This window comes from Bradyrhizobium sp. AUGA SZCCT0160 (assembly GCF_018130105.1).
Lineage (GTDB): Bacteria > Pseudomonadota > Alphaproteobacteria > Rhizobiales > Xanthobacteraceae > Bradyrhizobium.
The window spans coordinates 219770-238216 of sequence record NZ_JAFCMD010000003.1; the positions used below are offsets into that span (position 1 = coordinate 219770).

At 63.6% G+C, this 18447-nt stretch carries 19 protein-coding genes and 1 pseudogene; 5 read left to right on the plus strand and 15 right to left on the minus strand.

The window, feature by feature from the left end; all coding sequences use genetic code 11:
• Positions 1-38: 38 nt before the first annotated feature.
• The 4 genes and pseudogenes from JQ558_RS38330 to JQ558_RS07160 all read right to left on the minus strand — a co-directional run.
• A pseudogene (locus tag JQ558_RS38330) lies at positions 39-404 on the minus strand (substrate-binding domain-containing protein); the annotation flags it as partial.
• On the minus strand, positions 404-1231 hold the full coding sequence (locus JQ558_RS07150; protein ID WP_212293225.1) for an extracellular solute-binding protein: 828 nt from the start codon (positions 1229-1231) through the stop codon (positions 404-406). The pseudogene JQ558_RS38330 and the gene JQ558_RS07150, both read right to left, overlap by 1 nt.
• 22 nt (positions 1232-1253) lie before the next feature.
• Complete coding sequence (locus JQ558_RS07155) at positions 1254-1976, minus strand: ABC transporter ATP-binding protein (RefSeq protein ID WP_212293226.1); 723 nt, start codon at positions 1974-1976, stop codon at positions 1254-1256.
• Between the two features lie 2 nt (positions 1977-1978).
• The gene (locus tag JQ558_RS07160) at positions 1979-2671 is read right to left on the minus strand and encodes an ABC transporter permease (protein ID WP_212293227.1); all 693 of its coding nucleotides are present in this window, start codon (positions 2669-2671) and stop codon (positions 1979-1981) included.
• Between the two features lie 96 nt (positions 2672-2767).
• Here JQ558_RS07160 and JQ558_RS07165 point away from each other — a divergent pair, with 96 nt between their 5' ends.
• The gene (locus JQ558_RS07165) at positions 2768-3661 is read left to right on the plus strand and encodes a helix-turn-helix transcriptional regulator (RefSeq protein WP_212293228.1); all 894 of its coding nucleotides are present in this window, start codon (positions 2768-2770) and stop codon (positions 3659-3661) included.
• Here the strand turns inward: JQ558_RS07165 and JQ558_RS07170 are convergent.
• From JQ558_RS07170 to JQ558_RS07195, 6 genes are all read right to left on the minus strand, one after another.
• On the minus strand, positions 3658-3879 hold the full coding sequence (locus JQ558_RS07170; protein ID WP_212293336.1) for a LuxR C-terminal-related transcriptional regulator: 222 nt from the start codon (positions 3877-3879) through the stop codon (positions 3658-3660). The genes JQ558_RS07165 and JQ558_RS07170 overlap by 4 nt on opposite strands.
• 192 nt (positions 3880-4071) lie before the next feature.
• Positions 4072-4785, minus strand: a complete 714-nt coding sequence (gene radC, locus JQ558_RS07175; RefSeq protein ID WP_212293337.1) for a RadC family protein — start codon at positions 4783-4785, stop codon at positions 4072-4074.
• Between the two features lie 127 nt (positions 4786-4912).
• Entirely contained in the window at positions 4913-5872 is a 960-nt protein-coding gene (locus tag JQ558_RS07180) for an MBL fold metallo-hydrolase (protein ID WP_212209683.1), read from the minus strand.
• Positions 5873-6123: 251 nt separating this feature from the next.
• Entirely contained in the window at positions 6124-6813 is a 690-nt protein-coding gene (locus tag JQ558_RS07185; protein WP_212293229.1) for an HAD family phosphatase, read from the minus strand.
• Positions 6814-7638 carry a type I methionyl aminopeptidase gene (gene map, locus JQ558_RS07190; RefSeq protein WP_212209681.1) on the minus strand — a complete coding sequence of 275 codons (825 nt, stop codon included), beginning with the start codon at positions 7636-7638 and terminating at the stop codon, positions 6814-6816. It abuts the gene before it with no gap.
• Positions 7639-7755: 117 nt separating this feature from the next.
• The gene (locus JQ558_RS07195; RefSeq protein ID WP_409410492.1) at positions 7756-9072 is read right to left on the minus strand and encodes a mechanosensitive ion channel family protein; all 1317 of its coding nucleotides are present in this window, start codon (positions 9070-9072) and stop codon (positions 7756-7758) included.
• Between the two features lie 273 nt (positions 9073-9345).
• On the opposite strand from JQ558_RS07195, the gene JQ558_RS07200 reads away from it, so the two are divergent.
• The 3 genes from JQ558_RS07200 to JQ558_RS07210 all read left to right on the plus strand — a co-directional run bounded on the left by JQ558_RS07200 (position 9346) and on the right by JQ558_RS07210 (position 13636).
• Positions 9346-11139, plus strand: coding sequence for a potassium/proton antiporter (locus tag JQ558_RS07200; protein ID WP_212293230.1), 1794 nt, complete (start codon positions 9346-9348; stop codon positions 11137-11139).
• A 199-nt stretch (positions 11140-11338) separates the two neighbouring features.
• Positions 11339-12268 (plus strand): glycine/sarcosine/betaine reductase selenoprotein B family protein, encoded by a 930-nt coding sequence (locus JQ558_RS07205; RefSeq protein ID WP_212293231.1) that lies wholly within the window; start codon positions 11339-11341, stop codon positions 12266-12268.
• A 174-nt stretch (positions 12269-12442) separates the two neighbouring features.
• Positions 12443-13636, plus strand: a complete 1194-nt coding sequence (locus JQ558_RS07210) for a CaiB/BaiF CoA-transferase family protein (RefSeq protein WP_212293232.1) — start codon at positions 12443-12445, stop codon at positions 13634-13636.
• A gap of 74 nt (positions 13637-13710) precedes the next feature.
• Here the strand turns inward: JQ558_RS07210 and JQ558_RS07215 are convergent, their stop codons facing one another.
• The 5 genes from JQ558_RS07215 to mepA form a co-directional block, all read right to left on the minus strand.
• On the minus strand, positions 13711-14007 hold the full coding sequence (locus tag JQ558_RS07215) for a hypothetical protein (RefSeq protein WP_212209674.1): 297 nt from the start codon (positions 14005-14007) through the stop codon (positions 13711-13713).
• 169 nt (positions 14008-14176) lie between these two features.
• Complete coding sequence (gene modC / locus JQ558_RS07220) at positions 14177-14851, minus strand: molybdenum ABC transporter ATP-binding protein (RefSeq protein WP_212293233.1); 675 nt, start codon at positions 14849-14851, stop codon at positions 14177-14179.
• A 2-nt stretch (positions 14852-14853) separates the two neighbouring features.
• Entirely contained in the window at positions 14854-15549 is a 696-nt protein-coding gene (gene modB / locus JQ558_RS07225) for a molybdate ABC transporter permease subunit (RefSeq protein ID WP_212293234.1), read from the minus strand.
• Positions 15549-16334 carry a molybdate ABC transporter substrate-binding protein gene (gene modA, locus JQ558_RS07230; RefSeq protein WP_212293235.1) on the minus strand — a complete coding sequence of 262 codons (786 nt, stop codon included), beginning with the start codon at positions 16332-16334 and terminating at the stop codon, positions 15549-15551. The genes modB and modA overlap by 1 nt, the downstream gene beginning before the upstream one ends.
• 187 nt (positions 16335-16521) lie before the next feature.
• Positions 16522-17469, minus strand: a complete 948-nt coding sequence (mepA, locus tag JQ558_RS07235; RefSeq protein WP_212293236.1) for a penicillin-insensitive murein endopeptidase — start codon at positions 17467-17469, stop codon at positions 16522-16524.
• Between the two features lie 255 nt (positions 17470-17724).
• On the opposite strand from mepA, the gene JQ558_RS07240 reads away from it, so the two are divergent.
• A complete protein-coding gene (locus JQ558_RS07240) occupies positions 17725-18147 on the plus strand; it encodes a L,D-transpeptidase (protein ID WP_249142372.1) in 423 nt (140 codons plus the stop codon).
• Positions 18148-18447: the final 300 nt, after the last annotated feature.

An 18447-nucleotide genomic window follows, 5' to 3' on the forward strand; every position in this document is an offset into this window, starting at 1 on the left:
GGTCGGCGCGCGGCGTCGAGCTTGATCTCGGCGTCGAGCATCCGGTCGAGGAGCGTCGCGGGCTCGATCGCGAGCCCCGGCCTCGCCAATGCGCACAGCTTGTTGCGCGCGAACAGCACCGCCGGGCCGCTGCGTTTGGCGAACGCCAATGCGCGCGGGTGCTCCATGTTGGCGGAAGCGAACACTTCAGCCTTGGCGCTGCCGGCGATCTCGTCCTTCAGCAAACCGGATGCGCCGAACTTTGCCTTCACCTGGGTCCCGGTGGCCGCCTCGAAACTGGCCGCAACGTCGCTTAGCGCGCCGCGCAGGCTGCCGGCGGCATGGAGCAGCACCTGGTCTTCCGCAATGGCTGGTGCTGACATCAACGCGAGAACCGCAAGGCTTGCAAGAGGGCGAATGCGCATCAGGCGCCCGGATCGCTGGCATTGGGATAGAACAGCTGCTCGCCGTTGATCTTGAAATCGGCGATCGCCTTCTGGCCTTCGGCCGAGACCAGCCAGTCGATGAACTGCTGGCCGAAATCCTTCTTGACGTTCGGATGCTTCGCCGGGTTCACCAGCATGACGCCATACTGGTTGAACAGCCGCTTGTCGCCTTCGACCTCGATGACGAGTTCGCCCTTGTTCTTGAACGAAAGCCAGGTGGCGCGATCGGTCAGCACATAGGCGTTTGAAGCCGCCGCGGTGTTGAGCGCGGCGCCCATGCCCTGGCCGATCTCCTTGTACCAAGGGCCCTTGTCCGCCGCGATGTCGATGCCGGCGACCTTCCAGAGATTGAGCTCGGCCTGGTGCGTGCCGGACTTGTCGCCGCGCGAAATGAAGTCGATGCCCTTGTCCTTGAGCGTCTTGAACGCGGCGACGATGTCCTTTGATCCCTTGATGCCGGCAGGATCGCTTTTCGGGCCAACCAGGACGAAGTCGTTGTACATGACAGGGTAACGCTTGACGCCAAAGCCTTCGCTGAGGAATTTTTCTTCCGCCGCCTTGGCGTGGACGAACAGCACGTCGGCGTCGCCGCGGCGGCCGGTATCGATCGCCTGGCCGGTGCCCTGTGCAACCACCTTCACGTCGATGCCCGTCTTGTCCTTGAACATCGGCAGCAGGTGACCGAACAGGCCGGAATCCTGCGTCGAGGTGGTCGACGCCACCAGGATCGATTTGTCCTGCGCGAAAGCGGAGCCGGCGAAAACGGCGCTGACGGCGATCGCCATCAGCAAGCGGCGAGTAAACATTTCATGTCCTCCAAAAGATCAGTCAAACGAGCAGTTCGCCGGCGAGGAACGTTTTCGCTTCGCCGGTTTGTGGTGTGCTGAAAAACGACGCGCCCGGGCCGGTTTCGACCACGCGGCCGCGGTGAAGCATGACGATGTCGCCCGCCAGCCGCCGGGCTTCGCCGAGGTCATGGGTCGCCATGACGATTTTGATGCCGCGCTGGCTCACCGCGTGGACGATGTCCTCGATCGCCTTGGTGGCGGCGGGATCGAGGCTCGCGGTCGGCTCGTCCAGAAAAAGGATGGCAGGATCGCGCGCGAGCGCGCGCGCCAGCGCAAGCCGCTGCTGTTCGCCGCCCGACAGCCGGCGCGCAGGACGATCGGCCAGTTGGCCGAGGCCGACCAGCGCCAGCAATTCATCGATCCGGCTTTGCTGCTCCGTTCGCGCGACATCAGACGCGCGCAGGGCGTAGCGGATGTTGCCGCTTGCGCTACGCCGCAGCATGGCCGGGCGCTGCAGCACGATGGCGCGCCGCGTCGGCGGGACATCTTCCCGTCCTCCCCACGTCACGCGCCCCTGTGATGGCCGCACCAGACCCATCGCCGTGCGCAGCAGCGTGCTCTTCCCCGAGCCGTTCGGGCCGATCAGAATGGTCGGCCTCCCCGGATTCAGCGTGAGGCTGATGCCGCCAAGGATCGTCACCGCCCCGGCGGCGACGGTGACGTTCTCGAACCTGATCGGCAGATCGGAAATTGGTGCGCGCATGGTCACCCCGCCATCCGCTCGCCCGCGCGGCGGGCGGTCCAGGCGAGCGCGTTGACCGCGATCACGATCACGATCAGCACCATGCCGAGTCCGACGGCCAGCGGCAGGTCGCCCTTGGACGTTTCCAGCGCGATTGCGGTCGTCATGGTGCGGGTGAAGCCGTCGATATTGCCGCCGACAATGATGATCGCGCCGACCTCGGCCGCTGCCCGGCCAAACCCGGCGAGGAGTGCGGTGACTAGGCTAAACCGCGCGTCCCAGATCAGCGTCGCCACCCGGCCGACCGGGCCGACATTCATCGCATTGAGTTCGTCGCGGTATTCGAGCCACAGATCTTCGATGGTCTGGCGCGTGAGGGCCGCGATGATCGGGGCCACCAGCACCGTCTGCGCGATGATCATCGCCTTCGGCGTGAACAGCAGGCCCCATGAGCCGAGCGGGCCCGCACGCGACAGCGCCAGGAAAACCGCCAGCCCGACCACCACCGGCGGCAGGCCCATCAGCGCGTTGAGCACGATGATGACGGCCTGACGGCCGGGAAACTGGATCAGCGCCAGCGCTGCGCCGAAGGGGATTCCAATCAGGGCGGCAAGGACGACGGCGGAAAGGCTCACGATCAACGACAGCCGCACGATGGCCAGCAGCGCTGGGTCACCGGTCAGCACCAGTTGAAGCGCAGAAACATCGCCCGGCATCGAAATCCATCCTTCTGCGCATCTTGTGCAGAAGCCGCGGTTATGGTCAAATTTCGTAACCTATTCATATTAATGCATGTCTGTGCTTATTTGCCCATGGCCGATCTGCTCACCACCGACGAGGCCGCGATCTACCTGCGTCTGTCCGAGCGCAAGCTCTACGAGCTGGTCGCGCAAGGCGTCGTGCCGTGCACCAAGGTGACGGGACGATGGCTGTTTCCGCGCGCGGCGCTTGACCGCTGGGTGACGGCCGGCCTGATCGCGCCGGCGGCGCTCACCCATGTCGCAGCCCCTCCGATCCTTGGCGGCAGTCATGATCCCCTGCTGGAATGGGCGCTGCGCGAGAGCGGCTGCGGTCTCGCGAGCCTGCCGGAAGGCAGCGAAGAAGGATTGCGGCGGCTGACGCGCGGCGAGGTAATGGCCGCGGCGATCCATTTGCACGCCCAGGAAGATGGTGCGGATGATGAGCAGGTGAATATCGCAACCGTTGCCGGCGCACCGGGGTTGCACGATGCCGTCGTGATTTCGTTTGCGCGGCGCGAGCAAGGCATCCTGGTCGCACCTGATAATCCACTGAAGTTGAGCGATATTGCATCGGTCGCGCGGACCGGCGCGCGCATGGCGCAGCGTCCGCTCGGTGCCGGCGCGCAACTGCTGCTGCTCGCGCTGCTGGCCCGCGCCGGCCTCGCAGCCCACGATCTCACTTTGTTGAAGCCGGTTTGTCCGACCGGGACCGACATCGCGCAGGCGGTGCGTTCGGGCCGCGCCGATTGCGGGATCGCAACAAGGTCGGTCGCGCTCGCCGCCGCGCTCGAATTCCTGCCGCTGACATGGGAGAATTTTGACCTGGTGCTGCGGCAGCGCGATTACTTCCTGCCCGGGCCGCAGCGCCTGTTCGGCTTCCTGCGCTCGGCGGCGTTCCGCGAGCATGCCACAGAACTTGCAGGCTACGACATCGACCGTGTCGGCGAGGTTCTGTTGGTGAATTAGTTTCTGCCGGGCCGGGCCCAATGCTCCCTTGTCAACATCAGACGCATGAGTTCGGCCTGACGCGTCGTGCCGGTTTTCGCAAAGATCCGCTGAAGATGGGTCCGTGCCGTCGCAATCTTGATCCCAAGCCGGTCCGCGGCGGCCTGAAGGCTGCTGCCCTGGATTAATTCGTGAATGAGTCCGACTTCCGCCGGCGTAAGCCCGAACTTCTTCTGCAGTTGCCGTGGCGCTGTTCGATGGCAGGCGCGTTCATGGCTCGATCAATTTTCGCTGGATCAGGACGGCGTTCACGGTGGAGGATTTTGCAGCCCGGCACCTTGCCGATCTGCAGAATGCCGCGCGCGAGATCGTGAGCTCTGTGCAGAGGCCGACAAGGTAGCTGATTGGCTTCGCGCCTGAAGGCCGTCTTGCTAGATCAGCCGCATCCCCTTCAAACTCGCATGCCCGTTCTTGCCCACAATGATGTGGTCGTGCACGGAGATACCGAGTGGAGCTGCGATGTCGACGATCGCCTTGGTCATCTGGATGTCCGCCTGCGAGGGCGTCGGATCGCCGGACGGGTGGTTGTGCACCAGGATCAGCGCGGTCGCCGATAATTCCAGCGCGCGCTTGATCACCTCGCGCGGATAGACCGGGGTGTGGTCGACGGTGCCGGTCTGCTGCACCTCGTCGGCGATGAGTTGATTGCGTTTGTCGAGGAACAGCAGGCGAAACTGTTCCTTGTCGGCGAATGCCATGCTGCTGCGGCAATAGCCGATCACGTCGTTCCAGGACGACAGCGCGATGCTGCGCTTGATCTCGCCTTTTGCCACCCGGCTTGCGGCGGCGGCGAGCAGCTTGATCTGGTGGATGGACGCATCGCCGATCCCCTCGACTTCGCGCAGGCGTGCTTCCGGCGCGTGGACGACTTCGGCAAAGGAACCGAACTTCTTCAGCAGCAATTTGGCCAGCGGCTTGGTGTCGCGCCGGGGCAGGGCGGGGAATAGCGCCATCTCCAGCAGCTCATAATCGCTGAGCGCGTCCGGCCCGGCGCTGTAGAAGCGCTCGCGCAGCCGCTCGCGATGGCCGTGGTAATGCGGCGTCTCGGCGGGTTCGGCATTGGGATCGCTATTCTTGGCGGGCATCGGCATCAAGCATGCCGTGCCGGCCAGCTTTTGCAACTCTGAAGTGCGGGGCGGCGGCGGATTTCGGATAGAGAAAAGGCGCCGCACGCCATGCGGCGCCTTCCACTCGTTTCGGACCAGGGCGCGATCAGGCCTTCACGGCCGCGAACGCATAGCCGTTGCCGTCCTTCGACAGGGTGCCGACATTCGGGAAGCCGAAATGATAGCCGGCGATCATGCCCTTCTCGGCGATGATACGATCGAACAGAGCGCGGCGCGTGGCTTCCGCCTTCGGGCCATCGGCATCGAAGCTGGAGAACCAGCCGGGATTCCTGACGAACAGCTGGTGCATGCCGGTGACGTCGCTCTGGATGTAGAGCTGCTGTCCACCGGAGGCCACCAGGAAGGACATGTGTCCGACAGTATGGCCAGGCGTGGCGATCGCCTTGACGCCGGGCGCGAGGTCGGCGCCGTCATTATATTGCTTGATGTTCTTCCAGGTCGGGAACGTCGCCTGGATGCGCTTGACGATCGGACGGTTGGCTTCCGGCAACTTCTCGACCAGCGCCGGATCGGTCCAGAACTTGTACTCGGCCTCGGGCATCATGATTTCCGCGTTCGGAAATACCGGCGCGCTGGTCTCCTTCACCCACAGGCCAGAGATGTGGTCGCCATGAAAATGCGAGATCACGACCGTGGAGACGGTCGCGGGATCGAGGCCGGCAGCCTTCATATTGTCGGCGAGCTTGCCCACGGTGGCCGGACCGTTGCCGCCAAATCCGGTATCGAACAGCACGACCTTGCCACCGGTCCGGATCGCCGTGACGGTAAAGGGGTTGTCGATCTTGTCTGGCCCGATGCCCGCCGCGCTCAGCGCCTTCTTGACGTCGTCGAGCGAGGCATTCTTGACCATCGCTTCAGTGACGGTGCGCTCGACGGAGCCCTCATGCAGGCTGAACACCTCGATGTCCCCGACCTTGTATTTGAGGCTGTCCGCGGCGCGCTGCGCGTGTGCCGCATCGATAAACGAAACCGGCCCCTTGAGGCCGAATACGAGCGCAGCCCCCGTGCTCCCGAGAATCAGATCACGACGTGAAATCTCGAACATTGTTCTTGCTCCCTTGGTTGATCGCCCGTCGGAGGCCCCGACTGAGAGCGTCCGCGTCGAGTTCTACCCCGTCGCGCGCGGCGTATTCCGCAAGGATTCAACTCAAGGGATCGGCATCTTGCCGCAGGAGCGCACACGGCAGGATTGGTATTGAGAACCATTTGCAACAAGCGGCGTCGGCCGTCGTTCTCACGGTATCGGCATCCAGCGTCCCGTGCCGTTGCAATCATGACTTACCGGAACGGCAGGAATTAGTTGGCCGAGGCTTCCATCCTCCCGATGATCTCCCCGACCTGATGCAGGTCGGCGGCCACCAGCGTGCAAAGCGCTGCGATCTCCGGCGTTGGCGCCACGACATCCGGTACCATGATCACCATGGCGCCGGTCGCATGCGCTGCGCGCACGCCGTTGAAGGAATCTTCGAGGACCAGGCAATCGCGGACCTCGAACCCCAGCGCTGACATCGCCTTCAGGTGAACGTCCGGATGCGGCTTGCCGCGGGCCACGTCGTCTCGCGCGGCGACGGTGCGGAAGAAATGTTCGACCTCGCAACGGTTCAGATGATGAAGCGCTTCCTTCCGCGTCATCGAGGTCCCGACCGCCATTGGCATGTCCGCCCGTGCCAGTGCTGCCAGCAATTCTGATGCGCCGGTCTTCAAGGGAACGCCGGCATCCAGGATCGGACCAAGCCGTGCCGAGACCGCGGCCATATAGGCAGGGAGCGGAAATGCCGTGCCATGGTCGGTGCGAAGCTGCGCTTCCAGCTCAAGGCCGAGCAGCCCGACCAGCGACAGCACATAGTCTTTCGAGACGACGTGTCCGACATCATGGCCGGCCTCCACCATGGCGCTGACATAGGCGGGAATAGTGTCGATCAGCAGGCCGTCCATATCGAAGACGACGGCCTTCGGCTTGCGAGGTAGGGTTACGCGCCGGTCCAATTATGCCTTGACCAGCGGCTTCTCGGCGTGGCGTTGCGACAGCGTGAAGATTTCGACGCCATCAGCGGTCACGCCGACCGAGTGCTCGAACTGCGCCGACAGCGAGCGGTCGCGCGTCACCGCGGTCCAGCCGTCGGACAGGATCTTCACATGCGGCTTGCCGAGATTGATCATCGGCTCGATGGTGAAGAACATGCCGGGCTTCAGCGCCACGCCTTCGCCGGGCCTGCCGATATGGATGATGTTCGGCTCGTCGTGGAACATGCGTCCCAAACCATGGCCGCAGAAATCGCGCACCACGCTCATGCCTTGCGGCTCGACAAAACTCTGGATGGCGTGGCCGATGTCGCCCGTGGTGGCGCCGGGTTTTACGGCGGCAATGCCGCGCATCATCGCCTCATAGGTGATCTCGATCAGCCGTTCGGCCTTGCGGGCGATCGGGCCGATCGCATACATGCGGCTGGAATCGCCGTACCAGCCGTCGACGATGAAGGTGACGTCGATATTGACGATGTCGCCTTCCTTCAGCGCGCGGTCGCCGGGCATGCCGTGGCAGACCACGTGATTGATCGAGGTGCAGGTCGAATAGCGGTAGCCGCGATACATCAGCGTCGCCGGGTAGGCGCCGTGGCTGAAAGCGAAATCGCGGACGAATTCATCGATCCGCGAGGTAGGAATGCCTTCCTTGACGATGTCGGTGAGCTCGTCGAGGCATTTGGCGACCAGGGCGCCGGCCTTGCGCATGCCGGCGAAACCGCTCGCGCCATGCAGCTTGATCTGTCCGGTCTTTCGCAAGGAGGTATCTGTCGCTTCGATATAGCTCATGGGCGGGTCATGCTTCGGAATTGAGGGCGTCAAAGGCTGATTTGCAGCCTAATTTAATGATCGCAGCTTGCAGTGCAAGCCAAGGTTCGGGGCCGGGGGGCATCTAAACGCTTGATTTCAGCTGGAAACCTCAACCACGGATTCGACCGGCAGCGCGCCGCCCCGGACCCGGATTTCACGCACCGGGTAGGGAACCCGGATGCCCTCGCGCTTGAAGGCATCCCACAGCGCCAGCATGACGTCGCTCTTTACGGTGTCCATGCCGTCGGGGTCTGATATCCAGAAGGTCAGGGAGAATTTCATCCCGGCCTCGGCAAACTCGGTCAGGATGCAGTTCGGCGGCTTGTTCTTGATAGCGCGCGGCGCCGCCGCGGCGATCTCGAGGGCCAGCTTGCAGACCAGCCGCGGATCGGCGTCGTAATTGGCGCCGAACAGCACCTTCACCAGCGTATTCTTGTCGGTATAGGTCCAGTTCACCACCTTCTGGGTCACCAGATCCTCGTTCGGGATCAGGAATTCGCGGCCGTCGCCGGCGGCGACCGAGATGTAGCGCGTCTTCATCGCGCTGATCCTGCCCGAGCTGTCGCCGATGGTGACGAGATCGCCGGGTTTTACCGACTTGTCCGCCAGCAGGATGATGCCCGAGATGAAATTGGCGACGATCTTCTGCAGGCCGATACCGATACCGACGCCGACCGCGCCGGAAAATACCGCGAGCGCGGACAGATTGATGCCGACGGCGCTGAGCGCGATGATGACCGCCAGCACCATCAGGCCCATCCGGATCATCTTCACCAGCAGCACCTGGATCGACGGCGTCAAATCCGCGGAGCGGGTGATCCGGCTTTCGACGAAGTTGCTGGCGATGTTGGTCAGCCATAGCGCCACGATCAGCAAGGCGCCGAGCTTGATCAGGACCAGCGGCGTCAGCCGCAATCCGCCGAGCACGATCGAGGCCGCATCCGAATCCAGCAAGTCCAGGGTCGGTTGAAGCTGGCCGACGACGCTGAGCGCGGCGACCAGCCACGCCGACAGCGACACCAGGCGGACGATGAACTCGTTGCGAATGACCGATGTCACGAGGCGAATGACCAGCCAGGCCAGCGCCAGCTTGGCGGAGACCGCCAAGAGATAGCTGCGGCTCGGCCAGGTCGAGTGGACCATTGCGATGCGGGCGGCGATCATCAGAACGGCGAACACCGCGGTGGAAGCGCTGAAGATCAGCACGCGGGCGAAGTGCCGAAGCGGCAGCGGCAAGCCCATCGCGAACGAGGTCATGTCGATGCGCGAACGAATCGCCGCGTCGCAAGCATAGGCGATGCCTGCGCCGGCGAGGATCAGGCCAAACTGCAGATAGAACCACGGCGAGGTGACTTCCGCGCCGAGCGACCGGGCGGTGGTGAGCAGCAACTCGATAATCTCTTTCGGATCCATCGGCAAAATCTCGTTCGGGGCAAGTTGCTTATCGAGCTGCCCCATCATGCAAAATTGATTCGAAGCGCTGGCAGATTCCCACAAGCCCGCTGCGGATGCCATCGATACAAGACGTCCGCAAGGGCAAGTTAGGCCGATAAACCGGGCACATTGCCGCTATCCGGAGAAATGGGTTGGCGTTCAACTGTGGCGACGATAAGGATGCAATTGCAAGTATTTGCCCAACATTGCAGCGGTGCAAACCTTCTCTAGATTCGAGGCTTACCTGGATTCATGGCTTCTCTCGATTCAGTAAGTCTGGCGATTTTGCTCGGAGCCGTCCTGATCATGGCCGGAATTCTCTCGAGCCTGCTGGCGCTGCGCTTCGGCGCGCCATTGCTGCTGGTCTTCTTGATGATCGGCATGCTGGCGGGCGATTCCGGGCCCGGACAGCTCAGCTTCGACGACGTACGCTCGACCTATCTGGTGGGGTCGGTGGCGCTGGCGCTGATCCTGTTCGACGGCGGTCTGAAAACGCGGTTTCAAAGCATCCGTGCGGTGCTGGCGCCGTCTACGGTGCTGGCGACGGTCGGCGTGTTGCTCACCGCCCTGGTCACCGCGCCATTCGCCAAATACGTGCTCGATCTGAACTGGAGCGAGTCGCTGCTGGTCGGCGCCGTCGTCGCTTCGACCGATGCGGCGGCGGTATTCCTGCTGGTGCATGCGCAGGGCCTGCGGCTGCGCCCCAGGGTCGGTGCGACACTGGAAGCCGAATCCGGCACCAACGATCCGTTCGCGGTCTTCCTTACGCTGATGCTGGTGCAGTACATTTCGCTCGGTCAAAGCTCGGCCGCGCATATCGCGTTGGAATTCGTGCGTGAAGCCGGGCTCGGCGCCGTCGTCGGCGTGATCGGCGGCCGTCTGGTGGTGGTCGGGCTCAATCGCGTGGCGCTGCCGCAAGGCCTGCATGCGCCCTTTGTCGCCACCGCGGCGCTGGTGATTTTCGGGGCGGCGCAGATCGCGCACGCCAGCGGCTTTCTCGCGGTCTATCTCGCCGGCATCATCATCGGCAACCGGCCGACGCGCGCGCATAATTCGGTGGTGACGTTCCTCGATGCCGCGACCTGGCTGGCGCAGATTGTGATGTTCGTGATGCTCGGCCTCTTGGTGTCGCCGCAGCGGCTGGTGAGCAGCATCGGTCCGGCCGTGCTGGTGGCGCTGGTGCTGATGCTGCTGGCGCGGCCGCTGGCGGTGTTTCTCTGCCTCGCGCCGTTTCGTTTCAACTGGCGGGAAAAGCTCTTCATCGCCTGGACCGGCCTGCGCGGCGCGGTGGCGATCTTCCTGGCGTCGATCCCGATGCTGGTGGGGCTGTCGAAGGCCTATCTCTATTTCGACGTCGCCTTTGTCGTCGTCTTCATCTCGCTGCTGCTGCAGGGCTGGACGCTGGCGCCGGCGGCGCGGCTGCTGCATGTGGCGCTGCCGCGCGCGGACCGTGGCCCGCGCCGCGTGGAGCTCGATCTGCCCGGCCAGCTCGAGCAGCAACTGGTCGGCTATCCCGTTCGTTCAAAGAGCCTGTACTTCCGGCGCGGGCTGATCCCGTCCTGGTCGAAGCCGACGCTGGTGATCCGTGACGAGCGGATCCTCTCGCCCCCCGAGGCCGATCCGATTGCACCCGGGGATTACATCTATCTGCTGGCCCCGCCGGAAAAGGCGGAAGCACTCGACCGGTTCTTTGTCGATATGCCGCCGAGCACGGCGCCCGATCCGCATCTGCTCGGCGATTTCACGGTGTCGGGCGAGCACACGCTGGGCGAACTCGCTGCGATCTACGGCGTTGCGGTCGGTGAAGAGCAGGCCAAGCTGACGCTGGCGGATCATTTCGACATCCATCTCGACCACGCGCCAAAGGAAGGCGCCGAGCTGGTGCTGGATCCCATCGTCCTGGTCGCGCGCAGCATCAGTGGCGGCCGGGTCAGTGTCATCGGCCTGCGGCTGCCCGAGGAAGAGGAAGTGGCCGTGCCCCTGACGAGAGGCCAGCGATTCAAGCGCAAGGTTGCGGATATCTGGTCCCAGGTCGCGGGGGTGTAGGGCGGATTGGAGCCCATCGATCCGCGCAAGGCGCGGACCGGTGGGCGTAATCCGCCGATTGTGGCTCAAGTTGGCGGATTACGCCTTCGGCTCCAATCCGCCCTACGAACTGAGCGGCCATCTAATATCCGCTGTTGAGCAACAGGCGAACACTCATTAGCTTGGGCCCAACGCTAAGGGAAACGCAGGAGACACAACAATGTCCGGCCCGTCCGACGATCAACTGGGCTTTGCGCCCGACTACGATGCTCCGGTCCCCTATATGCAGCGGACCCGCGATTATTACGCTGCGATCGGCTACACCACGCCCTACCGCTGGGCGCATTATATCGATGCGCCGTTCCAGCCGCTGAAGAAGCCGCTGGCGCAATCGCGGGTGACCATCGTTACCACAGCCGCGCAGTATGACGCCACCAAGGGCGATCAGGGTCCGGGTGCTGCGTATAATGGCGGCGCGAAATTCTACACGGTGTATGACGGCGATACTTCGAAACAGCACGATCTGCGGATCTCGCATATCGGCTATGACCGCAAGCACACGTCAGCAACCGACAGTGGCACCTGGTTTCCGCTGCCGCAGCTCCACAAGGCGCAAGCCGCGGGGCGGATCGGCGAGGTGGCGCCGCGCTTCTTCGGCGCGCCGACCAATCGCAGCCATCGCGTCACCATCGACACCGACGCGCCCGACATCCTCGCGCGTTGTCTCGCCGACAAGGTCGACGTCGCCGTGCTGGTGCCGAACTGCCCGGTGTGCCATCAGACCTCGGCATTGGTCGCGCGCCATCTCGAAGCCAATGGCATCGCCACCGTGGTGATGGGCTGTGCCAAGGACATCGTCGAGCACGCCGCCGTGCCCCGCTTCCTGTTCTCGGATTTCCCGCTCGGCAACTCGGCCGGCAAGCCGCAGGATGTGGCCTCGCAGGCGCAGACGCTCGAACTGGCGCTACGCTTGTTGGAAACCGCGTCCGGCGCGCGCACCACGATGCAATCGCCGCTGCGCTGGAGCGACGATGCCTCCTGGAAGCTCGACTACAACAACATCGCGCAGATGAGCCCGGAAGAACTGGCACGGCGCCGGGCCGAGTTCGACAAGCAAAAAGAAATCGCGCGCGGCAACCGCGCAGCGTGAGGCCGTCTTCCTTCTCCCCTTGTGGGAGAAGGTGGCGCGAAGCGCCGGATGAGGGGTCTCTATCCTCATCTCGAAATGTTGCCGTGAGGAGAGAACCCCTCACCCGTCGCCTCACTTCGTGAGGCGCCACCCTCTCCCACAAGGGGAGAGGGAAGAAAACGAGGAGGACCTCCATTGACCCGACCGTTCGAAGGCGTGAAGATTCTCGACTTCACGCAGGTGCTGGCCGGCCCCTATGCGAGCTACCAGCTCGCGCTGCTCGGCGCCGATGTCATCAAGGTGGAGCGGCGCGAGGGCGAGGACATGCGCCGCACGCCGCTCTCCCGCGAATGGGCCGAGCGCGGTCTGGCCCCGGGTTGGCAGGCGATCAACGGCAACAAGCGCAGCCTGACGCTCGACCTGCAAAAGCCGGAAGCGATCGCGATCGTCAAGCTGCTGGCGGCGCAAGCCGACGTGGTGATGGAGAATTTCCGTCCCGGCGTGATGGACAAGCTCGGCATCGGCTATGCGGCGCTCTCTGAAATCAATCCGCGGCTGATCTATTGCGCGATCTCGGGGTTTGGCCAGACCGGTCCGGCGCGACTTGGCGCCGGCTATGACGGCAAGATCCAGGCTCTATCAGGCATCATGTCCATTACGGGCCACGCTGAGACCGGACCGACCCGCGCCGGCTTTGCGGTCTGCGACGTCTTGTCCGGCTCGACCGCGGCGTTCGGTGTCTCCAGCGCGCTGTTCCAGCGTACCCATACCGGCAAGGGACAGATGGTCGACGTCTCCATGCTGGAGGCGACGCTGGCGTTTCTTTCAGGTCAGGTGGCGGATTACGCGGTTGCCGGCCATCGCCAGCAACTCTCCGGCAATCAGGCCGTCAGCCGCCGGCCGACCGCCAATCTATTCAAGGCCGGCGACGGCTATCTCTTGCTCGCGGTGAACAGCGAGAAGCAATATCAGTCGCTGATGAAGGCGCTCGGCCGCGCCGATGCGTTGGAAGACCCGCGCTTCGTCGACTGGTTCGCCCGGCAGGAAAACGAGCCGGCATTGCGCGCCATCATCGAGGATGCGCTGTCGAAGAAGGACCCGCGCGAATGGGAGACCATCCTGGAAGCAGCCGGCGCGCCCTGCGCCAGCATCTGGAAGGTCGAGGAAGTGATCGATCATCCGCAGATCGCAGCGCGCGGCGCGATTCAGGAAATCGACACGCCCTATGGCCGGCTTCGTTTTGCCGGCAGCGGGTTTCAGCTCGCCCATGGCGGCGGCAAACTCGACCGCATGGCGCCCGAACTCGGCGCACATACCGATGAGGTGCTGGCCTCGCTCGGCTACGACGCGGGCGCGATTGCGGATTTGCGAGCGCGCGAAATTGTTTAGGTGAGTTGACGCAACCCTGCAAAAGGGAGAAGGCCCCAGCCTTCGGCTGAGGCCTTCTTGCGACGGCCGTCAGCTTACAGATAGCGGCCGCAGACGTAGATGCGACGCGGTCCGAAGTCGGTCCACACCGTCCGCCAGCAGCTTCCGCCGATGTAGAACGAGCCGAAGTGGTGGTGGCCGTGGTGATGATGACCGTGGTGGTGATGATGGCCATGACCGTGATGATGATGACCATGATGATGGCCGTGATGGCCATGACCGTGATGACCACCATGACCGTGGCCACCCTTACCACCGGCCGAAGCCGGGGCAACAGCAGCAGCGGTCAGTGCGATCGCGGCAGCAGCTGCAAGAGCGATTTTACGGAACATAGTTGTAGTCTCCATTGTGCTAGGCGTGATTGCCTGATGCGCTTATGAGACGCGTCGCCCGCGAAAATAGTTCGAAGGATTTTTCTGAACGGGTGTTCAGGAAGTGCCTATAAACACTGGATTTCTTGGATTCTGCGCCGATCGAACGTGATCTGGATCACGGACGATATCAAGCAGGCGTGCTGCCCGTCAGCACCTTGACGCCGCCGAGCGCGGTGACGCGTCCGTTGCGCAACATCACGATCTGCGTCGCGAGCTGGCGCAGCTCCGCGGCATCGTGGCTGACATAGACCATCGGGATGCCCTCGTCGCGCAGCCGGATCAGATAGGGCAGGATTTCGACCTTGCGTCCCTCGTCGAGCGATCCCAGCGGCTCATCGAGCAGCAGCAATCGTGGCTTCGATAACAGCGCGCGGCCGAGCGCGACGCGCTGACGCTCGCCGCCGGAGAGTTTTCCGGGCCGGCGATCCAGCAGGCCGCCGATGTCGAGCAGATCGGTGATGCGCGCATGCTGCGCGGGATCTTCAATGAGGCGGTTCATGCGCCGGCCGTAGTCGAGATTTTGCCGCACGTCGAGATGCGGAAACAGCCGGGCATCCTGGAACACGTAGCCGATGCGGCGGCGGTGCGGCGGCACGTGCGCGCCCGTCGAGGTGTCGTCGAGCGTTTCGCCGTCGAGGGTGATGACGCCGCGGTCGGGCCGCAGCAAGCCCGCGATCATGTTGATCAGCGAGCTCTTGCCGGCGCCGGACGCGCCAAACAGGCCGGTGACGCGGCCCTCGCTGGTGAACGAGGTTTCCAGCGAGAACTCGCCAAGCTGCTTTGTGACCTCGACGCGCAGCATGGTCAGTTCCCGTGCAGGCGCTGCGTGGCGCGCCGTGCGAACCACTCGGATGCGATCAGCGCGCCCATCGCGATCACGATGGAGATCAGCACCAGCCGCCCCGCCGCGCGATCGCCGTCGGGTGTCTGGATCAGCGAATAGATCGCCGAGGAAATCGTCTGGGTTTCACCGGGAATGTTCGACACGAACGTAATGGTGGCGCCGAACTCGCCGATCGCCTTGGCAAAGCCGAGCACCATGCCGGCCAGTATGCCCGGCAGCGCCAGCGGCAGGGTGACGGTCGCAAACACCTGCCACGGTGCCGCGCCGAGCGTGCTCGATGCCTGTTCAAGCCGCCGGTCGATCGCCTCGATCGACAGCCGGATCGGCCGCACCAGCAGCGGAAACGACATCACGCCGCAGGCCAGCGCAGCTCCGGTCCAGCGAAACGCGAATACGATGCCGAGATTGTCGGCCAGCCACGCGCCGACCATGCCGCGGCGGCCGAAGGTGAGCAGCAGCAGATAGCCGGTCACGACCGGCGGAAGCACCAGCGGCAGATGGACCAACGCATCGAGGATCGACTTGCCCCAGAAATCATGCCGCGCCAGCAGCCACGCCAGCGCGATGCCGAACGGCGTCGCCACCAGCGTTGCGATGATGGCGACCCGCAGAGAGAGCAGGATCGCCGTCCATTCCGTCGGCGAGATATCGAACATCAGGTCGAGGGGCTGACCAGGAACTTGAAGCCGTATTTCTCGAGGATGTTCTTGGCCGCGGTCGAGCGCAGGAAGGCAAGATAATCCGAGGTCTCCGGCTTGGCGGTCGTGGTCGCTGCGACCGGATAGATGATCGCGGGATGGGAATCGCCCGGGAAGGTGCCGACGACCTTGACGCCGGGCTCGACCCTGGCGTCGGTGGAGTAGACGATGCCGAGTGTGGCTTCACCGCGCGCCACCAGCGTCAGCGCCGCGCGCACGCTGTCGGCCATCGCGAATTTCGGCTCGGCCGCCTGCCAGGCGCCGAGTTTCTCCAGTGCCGCCTTGGCGTATTTTCCGACCGGCACGGATTTGACGTCGCCGGTCGCGATCTTGCCGTCACCCGCGAGCTTGGCGAGATTGAAGCCCGCGCCGATGCTGACATTGTCGATCTTCGAATCCTTCGGAGCGATCAGCACGATGGAATTGCCGAGCAGGTTGACCCGGGTCGGCTCGTTGATGGTTTTCTTTCCGATCGCATAATCCATCCAGTCGGTGTCGGCGGATATGAACACGTCGGCCGGCGCGCCCTGTTCGATCTGTTTTGCCAGTGCCGAGCTCGCAGCGTAGCTTACCGTGATCTTGACGCCGGTCCTGGCGGTATAGGCGGCGTCGATGTCATCGAGCGCATTCTTCATCGAGGCGGCGGCGAACACCGTAATGGTCTTGTCCTGTGCGGCAGCGGGCGATTGGATCGCGCCAAACAGAATGAAAAAGGCGGCAAAAATTCCGGCGAGACGATGCATCGGAGCGCTCCGGGCGTGCTTGCATGCGCGCAGTCCGCGCGCCGCAATCAGGCGTTGGTTGGGTCAGGGATGCGACAATCGGAAGCGCCGTTCCGGTCATTTTCCTGAGACTTACGGTCCATCAGGAATATCGCGTGGGGAACCTTACAGCATTGTTGGCGCGGCGCAAAGGCTCCGCCCCGCCCGGCTATTGCTTTGCATCCGGTGCAGTCAGCACCGCTTTGCAGGCCGGGGGAAGCTGCGCCATCGTCATCGGCGGTTTTGGTTTCGGCGGAATGAGCGGCGGTTTCGGATGGAGAACCGAGTCCTTGAACCAGAAGGCGAGGTCGCCGGCGCTGCAGCCTTCGCCTTCGGTCGGATCGGGCTGGCTTTCGCATTCGCCGGCGCCGGGCGGACATTTGATGCGGATGTGGAAATGATAGTCGTGGCCGTACATCGGCCGCACCTTGTGCAGCCAGCTGCGATCGCCCTTGGCTTCGCGGCACAGCGCCTTCTTGATCGCGGCATTGACGAAGATGCGCTGCACCGTCGGCTCCTGCGCGGCGGCGCGGATCACCACCAGATGACCTGGTGTGAACACTTTGGGATCGATGTCGAGCCGGTCGGAGCGCACCATCATGACTGCCGACATTTCCTCGCGTTCGTTGCGCGACAACCGGCGGTTCGGCATCGGCGTCAGCCAGATGTCGGCATCTAACCCCACCTGATGGCTGGCATGGCCTGTCAACATCGGGCCACCGCGCGGCTGCGACATGTCGCCGACCAGAATGCCGGGCCAGCCGGCATCTCTGTGCGCCTTGTTGGCCAGCCGCCTCACCAGCGCGACCATGTCGGGATGCCCCCAGTAGCGATTGCGCGACAGCCGCATCACCTGCCAGGTGTCGCCGTTGATCGGCAGTCCCTCCGCGCCCGCGATGCAGCCATGGGCGTAAAAGCCCAGCACCCGCGTCGGCGTCGCTGCCGGCAGCAGCTTGCGGCCGAACAACTCCTTGGCGGCGATGTTGGGATCGTTGGGGTTGGCCAGCGGCGGCAGCGGCTTGGGATCAACGCTGCCCTTGTCCTGCGCCCATGCCGCAGTGGCATTGGCGAGACCGGTCAGGATCAGGAGCGGGATCAGAATCAGGCGGGGTGTCATCGGATCACTCTATCGCGCCAAGCGTAGCATGGAATCGGTCAAGCGGGACCAGCCCGGCCATCGCAATTGCTTGATCTCCCACAATATCTGCACGCGGCATTTCCACGCTATCCCGGCCGCTCCGGGTTAAGATTAATCCAAGGCCTCTCGCGCCCGGCCGCGCGCCGCTCTTTACAAGGCGCGTTCCCAAAAGACATATCATGCCGCCATTAGAGAAGTTTTTTTTGCCGGCAGGGCGTCATTATGAAATTTCGATTGGCTAAGCGGCTGCCATTTGCGGCCGCGATTTTGATCTCGGCATTGGCATCGAGCCCGGCACGCGCCGCGGTCGTGGTCCAGATCGACAAATCATCCCAGCGCATGGCCGTCAGCATCGACGGCGCGACGCGGTACAGCTGGCCGGTCTCGACCGGCCGCAGCGGCTATGGCACGCCGAGCGGCGTATTCCGTCCGCAATCGATGCATCGACATTACTTCTCGCGCAAATATTACAATTCGCCGATGCCGCACGCGATCTTCTTCCATTACGGATTCGCCATTCACGGCACCACGGATATCAAGCGGCTCGGCGGCCGCGCCTCGCATGGCTGCGTCAGGCTGCACCCGTCGCATGCGGCGGCGCTGTTCGCGCTGGTACAGCGCAACGGCCAACGCAATACGCGGATCCAGATCAACTAAGCTATCGTGTCGAAGAACAATCGGGACTGCGTCGCACGGACAGGCGATCAGCTTAACCCTTCGATAACCTTGCCGGTCCCCGCTGGAATTCCGGACACTTGTCGCTGATCCGCGCAAGTGGCGCTTCACGCTCGGGTATTCCCTGCCAATTTTGATTGTGCCACGATCGCCTTGTGCGGGCTGCGTGTTCACGGCTGCAACTCCGCCGCGAACCTCGCCTCGATCGCGCAACCGTACAAATACGCACCGCTCAAATCATTAATCTGTTCTGAAGCTATCTGGCTCACAATCGCAACGCAG